16 protein-coding genes are annotated in these 17,705 nt (G+C 37.6%); 13 read left to right on the top strand and 3 right to left on the bottom strand.

All coding sequences use genetic code 11. The annotated features are described in order from the left end of the window. Positions 1 to 75 precede the first annotated feature (75 nt). A complete protein-coding gene (locus H626_RS0106435; RefSeq protein WP_027108620.1) occupies positions 76 to 1,566 on the top strand; it encodes a phytoene desaturase family protein in 1,491 nt (496 codons plus the stop codon). After that, on the top strand, positions 1,563 to 2,966 hold the full coding sequence (locus H626_RS0106440) for an aldehyde dehydrogenase family protein (RefSeq protein WP_027108621.1): 1,404 nt from the start codon (positions 1,563 to 1,565) through the stop codon (positions 2,964 to 2,966). The genes H626_RS0106435 and H626_RS0106440 overlap by 4 nt, the downstream gene beginning before the upstream one ends. Positions 2,967 to 3,102: 136 nt before the next feature. Here the strand turns inward: H626_RS0106440 and H626_RS0106445 are convergent, their stop codons facing one another. Then, a complete protein-coding gene (locus H626_RS0106445; RefSeq protein ID WP_027108622.1) occupies positions 3,103 to 3,621 on the bottom strand; it encodes a hypothetical protein in 519 nt (172 codons plus the stop codon). A 320-nt stretch (positions 3,622 to 3,941) separates the two neighbouring features. After that, positions 3,942 to 4,565 (bottom strand): histidine phosphatase family protein, encoded by a 624-nt coding sequence (locus H626_RS0106450; protein WP_027108623.1) that lies wholly within the window; start codon positions 4,563 to 4,565, stop codon positions 3,942 to 3,944. 260 nt (positions 4,566 to 4,825) lie between these two features. On the opposite strand from H626_RS0106450, the gene H626_RS10815 reads away from it, so the two are divergent. From H626_RS10815 to H626_RS10820, 3 genes are all read left to right on the top strand, one after another. Continuing rightward, a complete protein-coding gene (locus tag H626_RS10815; protein WP_035618832.1) occupies positions 4,826 to 5,710 on the top strand; it encodes a MurR/RpiR family transcriptional regulator in 885 nt (294 codons plus the stop codon). Positions 5,711 to 6,267: 557 nt separating this feature from the next. Beyond that, entirely contained in the window at positions 6,268 to 7,476 is a 1,209-nt protein-coding gene (locus H626_RS0106460; RefSeq protein WP_027108624.1) for an acetyl-CoA C-acetyltransferase, read from the top strand. 318 nt (positions 7,477 to 7,794) lie between these two features. Then, positions 7,795 to 8,400 carry an HD-GYP domain-containing protein gene (locus H626_RS10820; RefSeq protein WP_051237881.1) on the top strand — a complete coding sequence of 202 codons (606 nt, stop codon included), beginning with the start codon at positions 7,795 to 7,797 and terminating at the stop codon, positions 8,398 to 8,400. A gap of 80 nt (positions 8,401 to 8,480) precedes the next feature. On the opposite strand, the gene H626_RS0106470 is transcribed toward H626_RS10820, so the two are convergent. Next, the gene (locus H626_RS0106470; RefSeq protein ID WP_027108625.1) at positions 8,481 to 8,924 is read right to left on the bottom strand and encodes a YaiI/YqxD family protein; all 444 of its coding nucleotides are present in this window, start codon (positions 8,922 to 8,924) and stop codon (positions 8,481 to 8,483) included. Between the two features lie 172 nt (positions 8,925 to 9,096). On the opposite strand from H626_RS0106470, the gene H626_RS0106475 reads away from it, so the two are divergent. The 8 genes from H626_RS0106475 (at position 9,097) to H626_RS0106510 (ending at position 17,616) form a co-directional block, all read left to right on the top strand. Further along, positions 9,097 to 10,050, top strand: coding sequence for a Rossmann-fold NAD(P)-binding domain-containing protein (locus tag H626_RS0106475; RefSeq protein WP_281170659.1), 954 nt, complete (start codon positions 9,097 to 9,099; stop codon positions 10,048 to 10,050). A gap of 217 nt (positions 10,051 to 10,267) precedes the next feature. Beyond that, a complete protein-coding gene (locus tag H626_RS11795; protein WP_169449787.1) occupies positions 10,268 to 10,408 on the top strand; it encodes an alpha-L-arabinofuranosidase C-terminal domain-containing protein in 141 nt (46 codons plus the stop codon). 35 nt (positions 10,409 to 10,443) lie between these two features. Beyond that, the gene (locus H626_RS11700) at positions 10,444 to 10,575 is read left to right on the top strand and encodes a hypothetical protein (RefSeq protein WP_281170660.1); all 132 of its coding nucleotides are present in this window, start codon (positions 10,444 to 10,446) and stop codon (positions 10,573 to 10,575) included. A 274-nt stretch (positions 10,576 to 10,849) separates the two neighbouring features. Beyond that, positions 10,850 to 11,953: a GntR family transcriptional regulator gene (locus tag H626_RS0106490; RefSeq protein ID WP_027108627.1), complete on the top strand. Its 1,104-nt coding sequence runs from the start codon at positions 10,850 to 10,852 to the stop codon at positions 11,951 to 11,953. A gap of 485 nt (positions 11,954 to 12,438) precedes the next feature. Beyond that, on the top strand, positions 12,439 to 13,551 hold the full coding sequence (gene chvE / locus H626_RS0106495) for a multiple monosaccharide ABC transporter substrate-binding protein (protein ID WP_425411629.1): 1,113 nt from the start codon (positions 12,439 to 12,441) through the stop codon (positions 13,549 to 13,551). Between the two features lie 65 nt (positions 13,552 to 13,616). Then, complete coding sequence (locus tag H626_RS0106500; RefSeq protein WP_027108629.1) at positions 13,617 to 15,152, top strand: sugar ABC transporter ATP-binding protein; 1,536 nt, start codon at positions 13,617 to 13,619, stop codon at positions 15,150 to 15,152. Between the two features lies 1 nt (position 15,153). After that, positions 15,154 to 16,350 carry a multiple monosaccharide ABC transporter permease gene (gene mmsB, locus H626_RS0106505; protein WP_027108630.1) on the top strand — a complete coding sequence of 399 codons (1,197 nt, stop codon included), beginning with the start codon at positions 15,154 to 15,156 and terminating at the stop codon, positions 16,348 to 16,350. A 174-nt stretch (positions 16,351 to 16,524) separates the two neighbouring features. After that, a complete protein-coding gene (locus H626_RS0106510) occupies positions 16,525 to 17,616 on the top strand; it encodes a GntR family transcriptional regulator (RefSeq protein WP_027108631.1) in 1,092 nt (363 codons plus the stop codon). The last annotated feature ends 89 nt before the right edge of the window (positions 17,617 to 17,705 follow it).

The following is a 17,705-nucleotide window of genomic DNA, read 5'->3' on the forward strand; positions in this document are numbered from 1 at the left end:
TGAATACCTGAACCGTTCTCAAGTATGCTATAGTAAAATTAGTAAAGTCTAAAGGGTGAAAGGAGCGTCACGTATATGAAGAAATCAGTAACAGTTATCGGTGGAGGCTTAGGCGGTTTGTCTGCTGCAGTATCCTTAGCTCAAGAAGGGTATAGCGTTGAAGTGTATGAACAGAATGAGCACTTGGGCGGGAAGTTGAACCGCCTTGAAAAAGGTGGTTTCGGCTTTGATTTGGGCCCATCCATTTTAACAATGCCATGGATTTTTGAAGGGTTGTTTGAAAATAGCGGGAAAGAAATGGAAGAATATATTCCCCTTCAACGCCTAGAAACAGAAAGGCGCTCCTTTTTCTCAGACGGGACAGTCCTTGATTTAATGGGTGATTTAGAAAAAATGCACAAAGTAAATCCTAATTTAAGCACTTCCGACATGAATGAATACCAAGAGTTATTGATGTATTCTCGTGGATTGTATGAATTGGCTGAAAAAGGATATTTTGATAAAGGAATCGATACAACTTGGGAAGTGTTCAAAGAACACGGGATGATAGGGAGCTTGAAAGGCTTTGATAGCTTTTTGACGATGCAAGAAGCTATTAATGAGCGCATTTCCAATTCGCACTTTCAAGATATGCTCGGCTACTTCATCAACTATGTAGGATCTTCTTCATATGCTGCACCAGCTATTTTAAATATGCTGATCTATATGCATCATGAACAAGGAGCTTGGTACGTTCCAGGTGGAATGCACCATATTGCCGAAGGAATCGTTCGTTTAGCCAAAGAAATCGGCGTCACGTTCCATACCGGTTCCAAAGTCGTAAAGATGGAAGAAGAAGATGACTTGATCACCGCTATCGTTCTAGCCGATGGAACGAAGGTCACTTCCGATCTATATGTCTCCAACATGGAAGTGATCCCCGTGTATGAGCAATTACTTAAAGAAGACAAAAAATATACAGAAAAATTGACAGAAAAATTTGAACCGGCAGCGTCTGGTTTGGTCCTCTTTTTAGGCGTCAAAAAAGAGTATCCACAACTAGCCCACCACAACTTCTTTTTCTCCAATGATTCCAAAACGAACTTTGAAACCATCTTTCAAAAGAAACAATTGCCGGAAGATCCGACCATCTATTTAGTGAATGTCAATAAAACAGATCCGGGTCAAGGCTTGCCCGGACACGAAAACATTAAAATATTGGCGCCTGTCCCGTATATCCAGGATGACCCATTTACCCAAAAAGACTATGAAGACCTACGCGAGCGTATATTGGTCAAATTAGAGCGGATGGGACTGGACGGGCTACGTGACAATATTGTGGTGGAAGATATGTGGATGCCACAGGATATCAAAGAGAATTACAGTTCTTATCGGGGCGCACTGTATGGTACCGTTTCGGATAAAAAGAAAAATCATGGTTTCAAACATCCGAAAACGAGCGAAAAATATGACAATTTATATTTTGTGGGCGGGACAGTTAATCCAGGAGGCAGTATGGCGATGGTAACGCTCAGTGGTCAGCAAGTCCGGGATAAAATCGTAGAAAGGGAGGAAAACGAAAAATGAGTAGAGTAACTGAAGATAAAAATAAATGGGTCAGCATTCAACATGCGCAAAAAGAAAGTGTGCAATTGCGACGTGGGAACGGCATCGGTGAGCGCATTGAGAAGTTAGACCGGCTAAAATATTTATTGGAACAACACGAAGAAGAATGGTTTGAAGCATTGTATGCAGATTTAGGAAATTCAGCCATCGAGGTCTATGCTTCTGAGCTGGCGACGACACTCAATGAAATCGACCATGTGAAAAAGAATTTAAGAAACTGGATGACAGCTGAAAAAAAGGTGACTTATTCGGTCATGGGGGAAGTTGAACGATCCATTCTGCGCAGGCCATATGGTTCTGTTCTGATCATCAGCCCGTGGAATTATCCGTTACAGTTGACAGTGGTCCCCCTTATTGGAGCCATTGCCGCTGGGAACCGCTGCTTTGTGAAACCCTCTGAAAAATCTCAAGCGGTGAGTCATTTGCTAAACAAATTGATCACACGCTACTTTGATCCGGAAGAAATCACTGTAGTGGAAGGCGAAGCCGAAACAGCCAAAGCTTTATTGGAATTGCAATGGGATTATATCTTCTTTACGGGAAGTCCGAGTGTGGGACAAAAAGTATACGAAGCTGCCAGTAAGTTTATCACCCCGGTCACGCTTGAATTAGGTGGGAAAAACCCGTGTATCGTAGACGAAACGAATTGCACACGTGGATCGGTCGAAAAAATCATCTGGGGAAAATTTTTAAATGCCGGTCAAACTTGTATCGCCCCCGATACGATTTATGTACAAGAGACCGTTCAAGAAGAATTTAAACGCTTAGCCATTGAAACGATCCGCACATTTTATGGACGAGAACCGGAAGAAAGTGAACACTACAGTCGCTTGATCGATCAGAAGCAACTGGATAAAATGCGCGACCATTTGACCCAAGGGAGAATCGTCTACGGAGGCAGAAGTAACGAAGAAACAGGATACTTTGAACCCACGTTGATGGAGAAAATCGAAAAAGATTCTGCGCTCGCTACAGAAGAAATATTCGGACCGATTTTACCGATCGTCCCGTATTACTCGCTGCGTCTACTCCTTGAGCAGTTGCAGCAACAAGAAGCGCCATTGGTTACGTATTTCTTTACCAAACAGACAAGTCGGATCGAAAAAGTCGAGCAGGCAATGAAGACGGGTGCTGTATTAGTCAATCAAGTGCTTTTGCATGTGGCCGATCCCAATATCCCGTTTGGTGGAGTAGGGAGAAGTGGCTTAGGGAGTTATCATGGACGGTACAGTTATGAAACATTCACGTATGAAAAAGTACTGTATCATCAGACCGCAGATTATGCCAATAGGCTACTGTTTCCGCCGTATTCATCCGGTGCTTTGAATGGACTAAAATCCGGACGGAACTGGCTGACATAAAAATAAGGGAAGAGTTGAGTTGCAACTGAAAAGCTCAGCTCTTTTTTTAATGAAAGAAATGCCGAGCATTTCTTTTCGATAGTCTGTAGAGCAGTCAGCAGGAACTTTGCCGGATTTCTCTTCGATCCGGCAAAGTTTACCTATAGTTGCTTTTCAAACTTTTCAATAAATAAGTCGATCGGTACACTTTATAAGAAAATCCGGTTGAAGTTGCCGGAATCATATCCGTTCGAGCAACTTCAGACAGCATTTCGTTTGAAGTGTCCAGTAAGAGTGTCGATCGGTTAACTTTGTAAGAAAATCGGGTTGAAGTTGCCGGAATCATATCCGTTCGAGCAACTTCAGACAGTATTTCGCTTGAAGTGTCCAGTAAGAGTGTCAATCGGTTAACTTTATAAGAATATCGGGTTGAAGTTGCCGGAATCATATCCGTTCGAGCAACTTCAGACAGCATTTCGCTTGAAGTGTCCAGTAAGAGTGTCGATTGGTTAACTTTATAAGAATATCGGGTTGAAGTTGCCAGAATCACATCCGTTCGAGCAACTTCAGACAGTATTTCGCTTGAAGTGTCCAGTAAGAGTGTCGATCGGTTAACTTTATAAGAAAATCCGGTTGAAGTTGCGGGAATCATATCCGTTCGAGCAACTTCAGACACCTACTTGGTCAAAAGTCGCCAGATCCCTCTTCAATCTGGCAAAGGAACTTTTTGAAGCGGCTTTAGCAAACACTATCTCCATAAAAAGAAAGAGGATGGGACAAAAGTCCCAGCCTCTAATCATTTTTCAAACGTTACTTTCTAAAACGTGCTCCAAAAAACAGACCCGACAGCCACTTCACGAACACTCTTCGATAGTCTACGACTATCTTTCGAGTATCCGCTCCAGTTGCTGTATCCGTTGACACTTTAGTGGCTTACGGATACAGTAACTGGAGCTCTATTCGGGTCTGAACGTTTTTTGTCCCACCCTGTTTCTTTTAATTTAAATGACTCGTATCGTTCCAAGTGTCCACCGAATAGTGATCATTATCAAAATGAAGAATAGATATACTCGTATTATCCAATGGTTCAAAAGAACGAAAAGCACTGATGGGTTTACCTAGAAGTGAAAGCATCGTACACGTTGTCGTGATGCTGTGTCCAACAAACAATAAATTTTCATTTGGGAATTGTTCTTGCGCTTTTTGGATGGCAGTCACGCCTCTAGAAGCCAAGCTTTCATATGTCTCAGCTTGGATCGTTCGGGGATCGTATTTCTCGGGCTGGTTTCTCAAGTGATGAAACAATTGTGGATAATCTACTTCTAAATCAGGCATATATTTTCCTTCCCAGGTGCCATAATGCATTTCTTTCCACTCATCCACTGTCTGTAGTTCATGTATATGTGTAAATGCTTCTGTAATATGACGAGCAGTATCCAGCGCACGTATTTGAGGGCTAACAAAAACATAGCGCAAGTTTTCTTTTTTTAAGCGGATACCCGTCTTTTTTGCTTCAACAATACTCTCGAGTAGAAGAGGAGAGTCTACACTGCCTCCTTGAACTTTTTTCGCAGCATTGAATTCGGTTTTTCCGTGACGAACAAAGAATATTTTTGACATAGGCAGTACTCCTTTGAATCTATTGTTGGTAGGAAAGCTTACTTTTCAATACATAGTATAGCATAATCCTCTAATGCAAAAAAAATAGGTAGCGGTAACACTGAAAGTTTCTTGAGAATTTCATGAGAGAGGATTGAAATTTTATTTCGATATGTTACGATAGTTTAATGAAAGCGGTTTATTATTTTACAAAAAAATGTGTAAAAATAAATGAATATGCAAAATCTACGTAAATAAACGATAGTTCAGAGGAGAAAAATATGAATAATGTCCTGTTAACGATACGTGAGAAAGAATCCCGGTTACCGAAATCAGAAAGAAAGATTGCACAATTCATTTTAGGAAATGCGATGGATGTCATCAGTATGAATGCATCAACTTTAGCAAATAAAGCTGACAGCAGTGCGGCTGCGGTCATTAGATTCTGTCATTCGCTCGGATTAAAAGGATTTACCGACTTGAAATTACAACTTTCTGCCAATATGAGTGAGATCAGAGAAGACATTCATACAGACATCACGTATGGTGATCCGATTGAAATGGTGAAAAGGAAATTTTTGCTGAATACACAACACACGTTTTATGAAACAAATGATGCATTAGATGAGGAAATACTTCAACAGATAAATGAAATCATACACGAGAGTCCGGTTATTTTTGTGTACGGATTGGGTTCTTCCTCTATTGCAGGTCAAGATTTGCAGCAGAAATTTTCACGTTTAGGAAAAATAGTGATGAGTTCAACGGACCAGCATTACTTAGCAGCGTCATTGAAAAGTGCGGACAAAAATGCGTTGTTTATAGCTATATCAAATACGGGAGAGAAAAAAGAGACTTTGGCCTTGGCTACTTTAGCAAAAAAAATGAAGGTAAAAGTTGTCTCTGTCACACATCTCACGGACAATCCTTTGGCAAACTTAGCTGATTATGCATTGAAAACGGCGCCCTCAAAAGAGGCACCACTGAGAAGTGGAGCAACATTGTCTGTCCTAATGCAACTGTATGCACTGGATATATTGTTTTTGACCTATGTCACTACCTATTATGAAGAGAGCTTTGAAGTCTTAGAAAAATCCAAAGATGCCCTAAGCGATTTTTATGCAATTATGGAAAGGACCCTAGGTAAAAATACAGTTTTATTTTAATGAGACGTATTCTAAAAAATGGGACGAGACCTAAATTGTTTTTTGGGATAGAAGACAAATAACGATTGGGTGTGTAGTTGTCATTCGCTTGGGAAATGCTAGGCATACAGTCACGCTATGTAAAAAGGAACTAAGACGTTGGGGCAGTGGAATCAATGTTGTTGCCTGTTTTGGACACACAAAGGGATACTGATTGAGGCTAAGGCGAAATTTTTAGGCATAGCAATGCGACTGACAAATAGTTTGTGTGACGTAGCATAGACCATGAAGAAATCAAAAGAGTGTATTTACCGAATGAATTGCATGTTCAAGTTTCAGTTCAATCGATAGCAGTAGGAATAAAGAGAGGGATACCTAGCCTTATTCGTATGTGGGAACTATGACTCAAAGGGCAGAGAAGTCATACGAAGATTTTGCAGCAGGAGCCACTTCTTTGATTTCGGCGGTCGAATGATCAATTTAATATAAATTTAAAAAAGATGTGCTACTGTAAGCGTAAGCACTATTTAATGTAATCTATACAATAGAATACCCTATTTGCAGAAGGGAGACCGCGAATGAATAAAGTTTATATCGCTGGAGCGAAACGGACACCGATCGGATCATTTTTAGGTGCTTTGAAAGATGTTTCAGCTTCAGAATTGGGGAGCTATGCCATAAAAGGTGTACTCGAACAGAGTGGCATCGACCATAAAGATATCGATGAAGTTGTATTGGGAAATGTTTTGCCAGCCGGTCAAGGACAAGGTATTGCACGCCAGGCAGCTATTAAAGCCGGAATCGAGGTTGAAGTACCTGCTTATTCGTTAAATATGGTTTGCGGGAGTGGCTTGAAGACAGTCATGAATGCATATCTAGGCATCAAGTCTGGTGAGTACCATGCTATTATTGCTGGTGGAACTGAATCGATGAGTCAGGCGCCTTACCTTATTCCAGGTAAAACAAGAACGGGACAGAAAATGGGTGGCTACAAGGTGGGCGATCACATGTTAGATGATGCCTTGACAGATGCATTTGACGGCTACCACATGGGCGTCACAGCTGAAAACATCGTCGAACGCTATGGTATTTCACGTGCAGTTCAAGATGCTTTTGCTATTACTTCTCAAAGGCGCGCGATCGAAGCGAAAGATAATGGAGCCTTTGTGGATGAAATCGTGGCAGTTGAAACGAAAGAACGACATGGGTCTGTTACAGTGGATACAGACGAGTATCCCAATCGCAAAACGACGGAAGAAAAATTAAGCAGCTTACGTTCCGCTTTCAAAAAAGATGGTTCGGTAACCGCCGGAAATTCTTCTGGAATAAACGATGGCGCTAGTGCCACTTTAGTGGTCGGCGAAGAATACCTTATTGAAAACAACTTATCTGCTTTAGTGGAAATCATTGCTATTGGTCAGGGCGGGGTAGATCCTTCTGTTATGGGGTTGGGTCCGACGCCCGCTATCAAACAAGCCGTCAAGCGTGCGGGCATTTCATTTGAGGACATTGATATCTTTGAGCTCAACGAAGCATTTGCTTCCCAAAGTTTAGGTGTGATTCAGGAATTGACTGAAGAGTTCGGTATCACAAAAGAATACATGCTTGAACGTACGAACGTGAATGGAGGTGCCATTGCCTTAGGCCATCCAGTCGGTGCGAGTGGAAACAGGATTTTAGTCACCCTTATTCATGCTCTGAAAAAACGTGGATTGACATACGGACTAGCCTCTCTCTGTATCGGCGGAGGAATGGGCGCTGCGGTGTTGGTGAAAAACGTCGACTGATCTCAGTTCAATCGATTGACTATATAAAATACTCTGTAACACTTCCAGACAGTTACTCTGGAAGTGTTTTCTGTCGAAACGCACTCATTTTTTAAGAAAAAAGTATTTTCCGGTTAATATTTAATTGTGTAGAACCGATACATATTGTAGGGTCCATCAAATCAAAAGGGTATGAATCCAAAAATGTAAACGTGTTATCATGTTAATCAGTGAATTCTGTAGTATACTGAAGAGGATAGGCGGATTCGTATTTTGAGAAAGAAAAGAATAGTAAAAAAATATAAAATTCATAAAATTACGGCATGAAGGAGACAAAGTATGAAAGTTAATCAGATCACTCAAGAAATTTTAATGGAAGAAGTAAAAGAGGAATGGATTTCATTATTCCTTAATACAGAAGACTGGGCAGGGATCCACCAACAAACGGTTTGTACATATTGCAATGCTTTTGGAAAAGAATTGAACTTATCTAGCGAAAAATTGAAAGAATTACAAATCGCAGGATTGTTTCATGATATCGGTAAACTGGTCACTCCAAATGAAATGTTAAATAAACCGGCAGATTTGACCATTCAGGAGTTTCAAGAAATGAAAAAGCATACGGTACATGGCTACCATCTGTTACAAAAAAGTAAAGCTTATCGCCATTTAGCAGAAATCGTCCTGTATCATCATGAGAATTTTGATGGAACAGGCTATCCTGAGGGGTTAAAGGGTGAAAATATTCCGTTGTTTTCACGTATTTTATCCATTGTGGATTCCTATGATGCAATGACAAGCGAGCGACCGTATTCTAAAGGGAAAACAAAAGTGGAAGCAATCGAGACGTTGCAGAAACAAGCAGGAAAACAATACGACGCCAAGCTAGTTACTCTGTTTATAAATAAAATATTGCCTACGATCGATTTGAATCGATCAGTATAAATTATTTAAACGGACGCTGCGTGGCTAGACTTAAACTCTAGCCACGCAGCGTCCGTTTTGTATTGAAATAGTATATGTGCTCATGGGGTGACTAATTTGGATAAGAATAGTTGGCGAAACTTCTTTTTGTCTTCTTTTGTTAATGGTTTTGGTCCTTTTGTTCGCTGGCCACTATTTCGTGCCAGAGCTGAAAAATGGCGTGTTTGCAGAAGCCCTTGGATATTTTCATCTGTATAAAGAAACCCTTTGTGGTGTATAACGATCACTTTCTTGGGCAACAGAAGAGAGGCTAAGCCGTAATCTTGAGTAACAACTATATCTCCTGGTTTTACGAGGGCAACGATTTTAAAATCTGCTGCATCGTTCCCTTTTTCTACGTAGATATGTTTCACATGCGAGGGTTCTATTGTCATAGAATAGTGATCTATACTAGATACGAGTATAACGGAAATGCTTTTTTTTTCTGTTTCTTCTATTATGATATCTTTAACGGGACAAGCATCGGCGTCTACGATTACATTCATCCTGAAGAGCTCCTTTCTCTAATTCTTTTTCATTATAAAGGATAGAAAGAGTGATTGTATAGGCATTTTTTTGAAAACGTTTGCTAAAATGTGAGGGATATGAGATAATTATGAATAGAGGTTAATTATTTATTCATTAACTAGAATCCATTAACAAACTGGAGCAGAAGGGATGATGAAGATGAAATTAGGTATGATTCGACCAACCTATCCAAATGAAAAAAGGGTTGCGTTACTTCCTGAGCATGTGAAGGCTTTTGAGAATGAGCTCGTCGTAGAACATGGCTTTGGAGAGTACTTAGATATACCAGATGAAGCTTATGCAGCGGTAGGTTGTACATTAGCTAGTCGCGAGGAAGTATTTGCGTCGTGTGAGGCCATTTTTTCATTGAAATTGATCCAACCGCATGATTATTCGCTTTTACGTAAAGGGCAGATGATCGTAGGCTGGACTCATCCTGAAGTAAGTGGATTAGGATTTATGGAAGATGTCGGGTTTGAAAAAGAATTAATGATCGTTGATTTAGACAATATATGTCCTACTATACAATTGAACAAGAAAAAGATACAAATCCCGTGGATACCGATGAATTTTGTTCATCGAAATAGTTTCATTGCAGGATATGCAGCAACTCAGCACGCCTTTATGAGTTTCGGCAAGTTAGCAGACTCCAATCAGAATATAGCGATTTTAGGATCGGGGAATGTATCTCAAGGAGCTTTTTCGGCTGTAACCAAAATGGGAGCGAGTCAGGTCAGGATGTACTATCGCAAAACGATGAATCAATTAAAAGATGAATTAGATGAGGTAGACGTGCTGATCAATGGGATCGAACTTGATGCAAAACATGGTCACTTGGTAACGAAAGAGGAACTAGCGAAAATGAAACCCAATTCACTGATCATCGATGCGGCGGCAGATGCTGATCGTACAATCGAAGGAACGGATTATACGACCATAGATGATCCACTATACAAAAAAGATGGATTGTATTATTATTGTGTAGCTAATGCGCCAGCTGTTTTATACAGAGAAGCCAGTTATGCTATATCTAAATCTTTCAGCAAATGGGTTTATCAACACGATTTAAAAATGATGTACACATTAGCAAAAAAAATAAAATAAGCAGGAAACAAATACCTGTTTAACATAAAATGTAAATAAATAAAAAGTGTCTCCTATATAAGGGGACACTTTTTATTTTAGACAGGGAATCACAAGAGTCAAACAAAAGTTTTGACTGATACGGACCACCCAAAGAAGAAGATTCAAAAATGGAACCTTGGCAAATTGAACAACCTTTATTAAAAGGAATTTATAATTTTGAAGATGCACCATACTGGTGGACTATCTGCTTATTACATTATTGAAAGATTCTGATCGAATTAAAATTGTTTGTCTAGCTCAATTAGTAAATGTGATTGCTCCAGTAATGACAGAAAAGATGGAGAAGCATGGAAGCAACCTAATTTATATCCATTGATGTAAGTTTCAAATTAGGATAGAGAGAATGTGCTTTTGTCGGATATAGAAGTAGCAGATTATATATCCAAAGATTTTGATTCAGTACCTTACGTTGAAACCAATGCCGTTCATAACGATCCAATTAAAAAAATCACGATTACTGGTAAATTGAGACCGTTATTATGAAATGCAATTAGAATAAAATTAAATTAGGTCACGAAAGTATTTGCGCAAGAGTCACTTCTTGTAAGCTAGTGATTCAAAGAAAGGACATACATATTTACGAATGAGATGAAAAGGCCTGTATTTAAATAGGTTTTTTCAATTATTTTGAAATTTTCCTATCAGCCATTCTTGATTTTCATATAGTGATATCAGCTCAAATTATAAACTTCTTTACTTTCGAATAAAAAATACGTTATAGTTTGAGTGGATACATTAGTAAATGGAGGACGCTGCAATGACTGAACCGAAATACTTATATATAAAAAAAGATATCAAAACTAAGATTGCAGAAGACACTTATCCTTTAAACACTAAAATACCATCGGAAGCTGAATTAAGGGCAGTCTATAAAGTAAGCAGGCATACAATTCGCCAAGCCATTTCAGAATTAGTGAACGATGGTCTATTAATCAAAAGGCAAGGATCTGGAACGTTTGTAAGTGAAACTGTTATATCATCGGGCAATATGGTTGAAAAGTCTAAGACAATAGGCGTGATAACGACCTATTTATCGAATTATATTTTCCCGTCAATTATTAGAGGTATTGAAAGCGAGCTGAGTAATGAAGGCTATTCGTTGATGCTTTCGAGTACACAAAATAATGTTGCAAATGAAAAAGAAAGTTTAGAGAAGATGTTGAATCAAAATGTAGATGGATTGATCATCGAGCCGACTAAGAGTAATCTGCTCAATCCCAATTTAAGTTATTACTTAAAAATAGCTGAAAGCAATATTCCAATTGTTATGCTACATGCAACTTATGAGGAGTTGAATGCTCCAGCAATAGCTCTTAATGATGTGAAAGCTGGAAAAATCGCCACAGAACATCTGATAGAACTAGGTCATAAGGATATAGCTATCATCACTAAAATGGATGATTTACAAGGGAAAAACCGATTAAAAGGATTTATTAGTGCTTTTTATGATGCGAAATTATCTTTCAATGATGATTATATCATTGCCTACGATACGGAAAGCAAAGATGATTTGGGAACAAAATTAGGAAAATTATTAGAAAATATGTCCTCACCAACTGCTTTTGTTTGTTACAATGATCAGATTGCGATAAGCTTGATTCACGAAATCAATAAGTTAGGAAAAAGTGTACCGGAGGATTTTTCTGTTGTGAGCCATGATGACTCGCATTTGAGTCAAACATTACCTTCAGTGAAATTGACAACTGTGCAACATCCAAAAGAAAAATTGGGGAAAGCTGCAGCAAAATGGATCATTCAGGCTTTAGAGAATCCCGAATTCAATAAAAAATCTATCACATTTGAACCCTATTTGATTGTCCGTAACTCTACAAGAAAGTATAAAAGAGATCAAACTAACTGAGGAGGCAGTCCATAATCGGGTTGACTCTTCTTTTTTTGTTTCCTAAATTATTAAGAATTTTTATAAGCTTAGGATAGAAGATCATTTTAACGGAAATATAATTAATGCAGAGTATGGTAGCTCGCTCACAAATGAAGGATCAGCTAAACTTTGAAATGCTGCGTGTATGAGAAAAAGATAGAAATGAGTATGAATGAAATAAAGGTCATACATATAATTTGAGTAAAATAAAAAAAGTCTCCTGCAAAAGGAGACTTTTTTTATTGAATGGGATATTTTTCAAAATGAAAATGAAACATTTAGGCACTATGGACTGCTTTGATCAAGAATAGAGCCTATTTAGTTACACATAAAAATTCATACGTACAAATATAAAAATACACTTGACTCGTCCGTATAAAAGCGTTATCATTTAGATGAATTCAAAAGTTACATAGCAAAGGAGGGGGCATTTTTTTCGGCAAGTATACAAAATAGAAAAGGAGATGTTTGTTTTGTCAAAAATGAAAAAAATATTTTCCGTAGTTTCAAGTTTAACAGTCCTATTAACTCTAGGTGCATGTAGTAGCGATGCAGAATCAAGCGAATCAGGTGAAGCAAGTGATGAAAGTAAGGGGACTGTTGGTATTGCTATGCCTACACAATCTGCAGAGCGTTGGATAGCAGATGGAAATAATATGGTAGAACAATTAGAAGAGAAGGGTTATGAAACAATTCTTCAATATGGTGAAGATGATGTTCAAAACCAAGTTTCACAAATTGAAAATATGATAACTCGTGGCATCGATTATCTTGTAATCGCTTCAATTGATGGTTCAGCACTAACAAATGTTTTAGAAATGGCAGATGCTGAAGATATCGACGTTATTGCTTATGATCGTTTGATGATGAATAGTGATTATGTAGATTACTATGTAACTTTCGATAACTTTGGTGTAGGTGTTTTAGGTGGAGAATATATTGAAGAAGAATTAAATCTAGCTGAAGGTGATGGTCCTTTCAATATTGAAATGTTTGGTGGATCACCAGATGATAACAATGCTGTAATCAATTACGATGGATATATGTCCGTATTCCAAGAATACATTGACAACGGACAATTGGTTATCCCTAGTGGACAAACAGAATTCAATCAAATTGCAACTTTGAGATGGGATGCTGCTACTGCCCAAGAAAGAATGGATAACTTATTAAGTGCACAATATACAGATAAAGTATTAGATGCAGTCTATTCACCTTACGATCCTATTAGTTTAAGTATTATTGCTTCATTGAAAGGTATCGGATATGGTTCAGACGATAAACCTTTACCAGTTATAACAGGACAAGATGCAACTACTCCTAGTGTGAAATCAGTAATTGCTGGGGAACAAGATTCGACAATTTTCAAAGATACGCGTTTATTGGGAAATTCAACTGTCATGGTAATTGAAGCTTTAGAAAATGGAGAAGAGCCTGAAGTAGACGATACTGAAACATATGACAATGGAAATATTATCGTTCCTACTATTTTACAAGAACCTGTAATAGTTGATCAATCAAATTATCAAGAAATTTTAATTGATAGCGGTTACTACTCAGAAGAAGATTTGAAATAAAAAATGGTAAGGCTACCTGTTCTTACAAAAATGGGTAGCCTTTTTCTAGAAATGGAGTGAGGGATTTGGCTAAATACATTTTAGAAATGGATGATATTGTAAAAACTTTCTCTGGTGTAAAAGCTTTAGATGGCGTAGATTTAAAAGTTGAAGAAGGAGAAATTCATGCTTTAGTAGGAGAAAATGGTGCTGGGAAATCAACTTTAATGAATGTACTTAGTGGAGTATATCCTCATGGAGAGTATACTGGGGATATTGTTTTTAAAGGTGAAACTTGTGAGTTTAAAAGATTGAGTGACAGTGAAAAAAAAGGAATTGTTATTATTCATCAAGAGTTAGCATTAGTCCAATTCTTATCTGTTTCCGAAAATATATTTTTAGGCAACGAACAATCAACAAAGGGTGTTATCGATTGGGGATTGAGCAATAAGAAAGCAAAAGCACTATTAGATAAAGTTGGATTGAAAATCAATCCTCAAATACTAGTTGCGGAAATTAGTGTGGCTCAGCAGCAATTGGTTGAAATAGCTAAAGCGATGTCTAAAGAAGTTAAACTATTGATTTTAGATGAGCCAACAGCTGCTTTAAATGATAATGATAGTGAAAATTTACTTAAGTTGTTAAAAGAATTTCAAAAACAAGGTATCACTTCGATTATCATTTCGCACAAATTGAATGAAGTAATCGACATAGCTGATAAAGTTACGATCATTCGAGATGGAAAAACCGTTGAAACATTAACAAAAGATAATATTTCCGAGGACCGAATTATAAAAGGAATGGTCGGTAGGGAATTAACGAATCGTTTTCCAAAAAGAGATGTTGAAATAGGCGAGACGATTTTTGAAGTGAAAAATTGGGATGTCTATGATGAAACCTTTAGAGACAAGAAAAAGCTGAAAAATATAAATTTCCATATAAAAAAAGGAGAGGTCATTGGTATTGCAGGTCTGATGGGAGCTGGAAGAACAGAGCTCGCTTTGAGCATTTTTGGCCAATCCTTTGGATCTAAAATCACTGGTGAAATGTATAAAAATGGGAACCTTTTAAAAATAAAAAGTATCCCAGAAGCTATCTCTAATGGAATAGCGTATCTTTCAGAAGACAGAAAAAGCGCTGGGTTAAATTTGATTCAATCAATAAGAGAAAATATATCCATCGCCAGTTTAGACAAAATTTCAAAAAATAATATAATAAATTACGGAAAAGAAACAAAAATCGTAGAAGAGTTTAGAGAAAAGTTGAATATCAAATCAAGTGGTATTTCCCAAGAAGTTAGTTCTCTCAGTGGGGGGAATCAGCAAAAGGTTGCAATCGGCAAATGGCTTTTATCTGATCCAGATATTCTATTTTTAGATGAACCAACTCGTGGTGTTGATGTGGGAGCAAAATATGAAATCTATAGTGTCATCAATGAAATAGCTGCGGAAGGAAAAGCTGTTTGTGTTATTTCGTCAGAGTTACCTGAAATTTTAGGAATGTGCGACCGTATTTATGCTATGAGTGAAGGGATATTTACTGGTGAAGTTAAAAATGAAAACGTTACCCAAGAAGAATTAATGGAGCTAATGACTATGAATATTAAAGAGGGAGTGTCCTAGTATGCAAATGACGAAGAATCAAACAAAAAATAAACGTATCGCTTCTGATATGTTAAAAAATATTTTAAGCAAATATAGTATGGTATTTATATTTATAGCATTATTGCTATTATTTCAATATCTAACGGGTGGAATAATATTTAGACCGTTAAACGTTACAAATTTAATTTTACAGAATGCATATGTTCTCGTGCTAGCGTTGGGGATGTTGCTGGTCGTCTTACTGGGAAATGTTGACTTATCCGTTGGATCTGTAGTCGCTTTTGTAGGGGCTGTAGCAGGGAAATTAATGGTCGATATGAACTGGAATCCTTATATCGTTATACCGCTAGCCCTTATTATCGGTGGCATTATCGGTATTTGGAACGGCTATTGGATCGCATATTTAGGAATTCCTTCCTTTGTTGTTACTCTTGGTGGTTTGTTGATGTTTAGAGGATTAACGCAAATTATTTTAGGAGGAAAAACTTTAGCTCCTTTTCCAGAAGAATTTCAATTTATCAGTAGTGGGTATTTCCCCTCATTAAATCCGGGAGGGTTTCATTTATTGTCCGTCATTTTGGGGGCAGTGATCACCATTATAACCATCTTTATGTTGATCAGCTCAAGGAAAACAAAAGAAAAAAATCTATATGAAGTCGAATCGATGGGTATGTTCATTACTAAGATGATTCTTACGATCGCACTGATCATGGGAGTCACATGGGTTCTAGCCCAGTATAGAGGTTATCCATTTGTATTGGTCATTTTAGCATTTTTAACTATGATCTTCAGTTTTGTTACGAAGAAAACAACAATTGGTAGAAGAATTTATGCTACAGGTGGAAATAGAAAAGCAGCCCAACTATCGGGTGTAAATACAAAATCGCTAGAGTTTTGGATTTTTGTAAATATGGGCGTAATGTCAGCCCTAGCCGGACTCGTTTTAGCATCCCGTTTAAATGCTAGTACACCCCAAGCAGGTGAAGGCTTTGAATTAGATGCTCTAGCAGCGGTATATATTGGTGGAGCCTCTACAAGTGGTGGTATCGGTACAGTTTTAGGAACCATTATCGGAGCTTTGATTATGGGGTTACTTAATAATGGGATGTCGATCATGGGTGTAGGTGTGGACTGGCAAAGTGCTATTAAAGGGTTGATTTTGATTTTTGCAGTAGTATTTGATGTATGGAATAGAAAAAGAAAATTAAAAGCTTAAGTTTAGTATTGTCAATCAAAAAATGATAAAAAACATTGAGGGTCCTTTTTGAATATTCTATAAACTAATGGAAAAAACCTAATTTGGAGAAAGTTGATTTTTTCTTATAATAACAACAGATTAATAAGGAATTAATTAGATAATTAGGCTATAATTTAACTGAGGAGGATACCTATGTTAAGTATACCGAAGTATAAACAAATAAAAAAAGACTTAAAAGGCAAAATCTCAGACGGTACCTTTCCTTTGAATTCTAAAATACCGTCTGAGTCGGAGCTTAAAGAAGAGTACGGGGTAAGCCGCCATACAATTAGACAAGCTATTTCTGAATTGGTAAATGATGGCTATTTGTTAAAGAGGCAAGGAGCCGGAACCTTTGTTAATGAAAAAAGGAACCCTGATAGAACATATAAGAGTGAAAATTCAAAAACAATTGGTGTAATAACTACCTATCTCTCAGACTATATTTTTCCATCTATCATTAGAGGGATCGAAAGTGAATTGAGTGAGAAAGGTTATTCACTGATGCTAGCGAGCACACAAAATAACGTCGTAAATGAAAAAGAAAATTTAGAAAAAATGTTAGAACAACAGGTCGAAGGGTTGATAGTCGAGCCTACAAAAAGCAACCTGCTCAATCCTAATTTAAGTTATTATTTGAAAATTGCGGAAAAAAATATCCCAATGGTGATGTTGCATGCAACCTATGAAGAACTGAGCGCTCCTGCAATTACTTTAGATGATGTGAAAGCAGGAAAAATCGCTACAGAACATTTGATCGAATTAGGTCATAAGGACATAGCTATGGTAACTAAAATGGATGATATGCAGGGGAAGAACAGACTAAAAGGATATATAAGTGCTTTATATGATGCAAATCTTACATTCAATGATGGCTATATAGTTACTTATGATACGGAATCGAAAAATGAGGTGACTGTTCAATTGAAATCTCTATTGAATACGACTCAGCCACCTAGTGCTTTTGTTTGTTACAATGATGAAATTGCAATAAGTTTGATTCAGGAGATCAACAAGTTAGGAAAAAGCGTACCGGAAGATTTTTCAGTTGTCAGCCATGACGATTCGCATTTGAGTCAAACGCTACCTTCAGTTAAGTTAACAACTGTACAACACCCAAAAGAAAAATTGGGAAAAGCTGCAGCAGATTGGATCATTCAAGCTATTGAGAATCCTGAATTCAAAAAGAAATCTATAACATTTGAACCCCATTTGACTGTACGTAATTCTACTAGAAAAATATGAGGATAAAAATAAAAAAGAATGTAGAGACATCTTATTGTTGATGACTCTGCATTCTTTTTTAATTAGTACGTATGTTTGTCCAAATGATG

Source organism: Lacticigenium naphthae DSM 19658, from assembly GCF_000425865.1.
GTDB lineage: Bacteria > Bacillota > Bacilli > Lactobacillales > Carnobacteriaceae_A > Lacticigenium > Lacticigenium naphthae.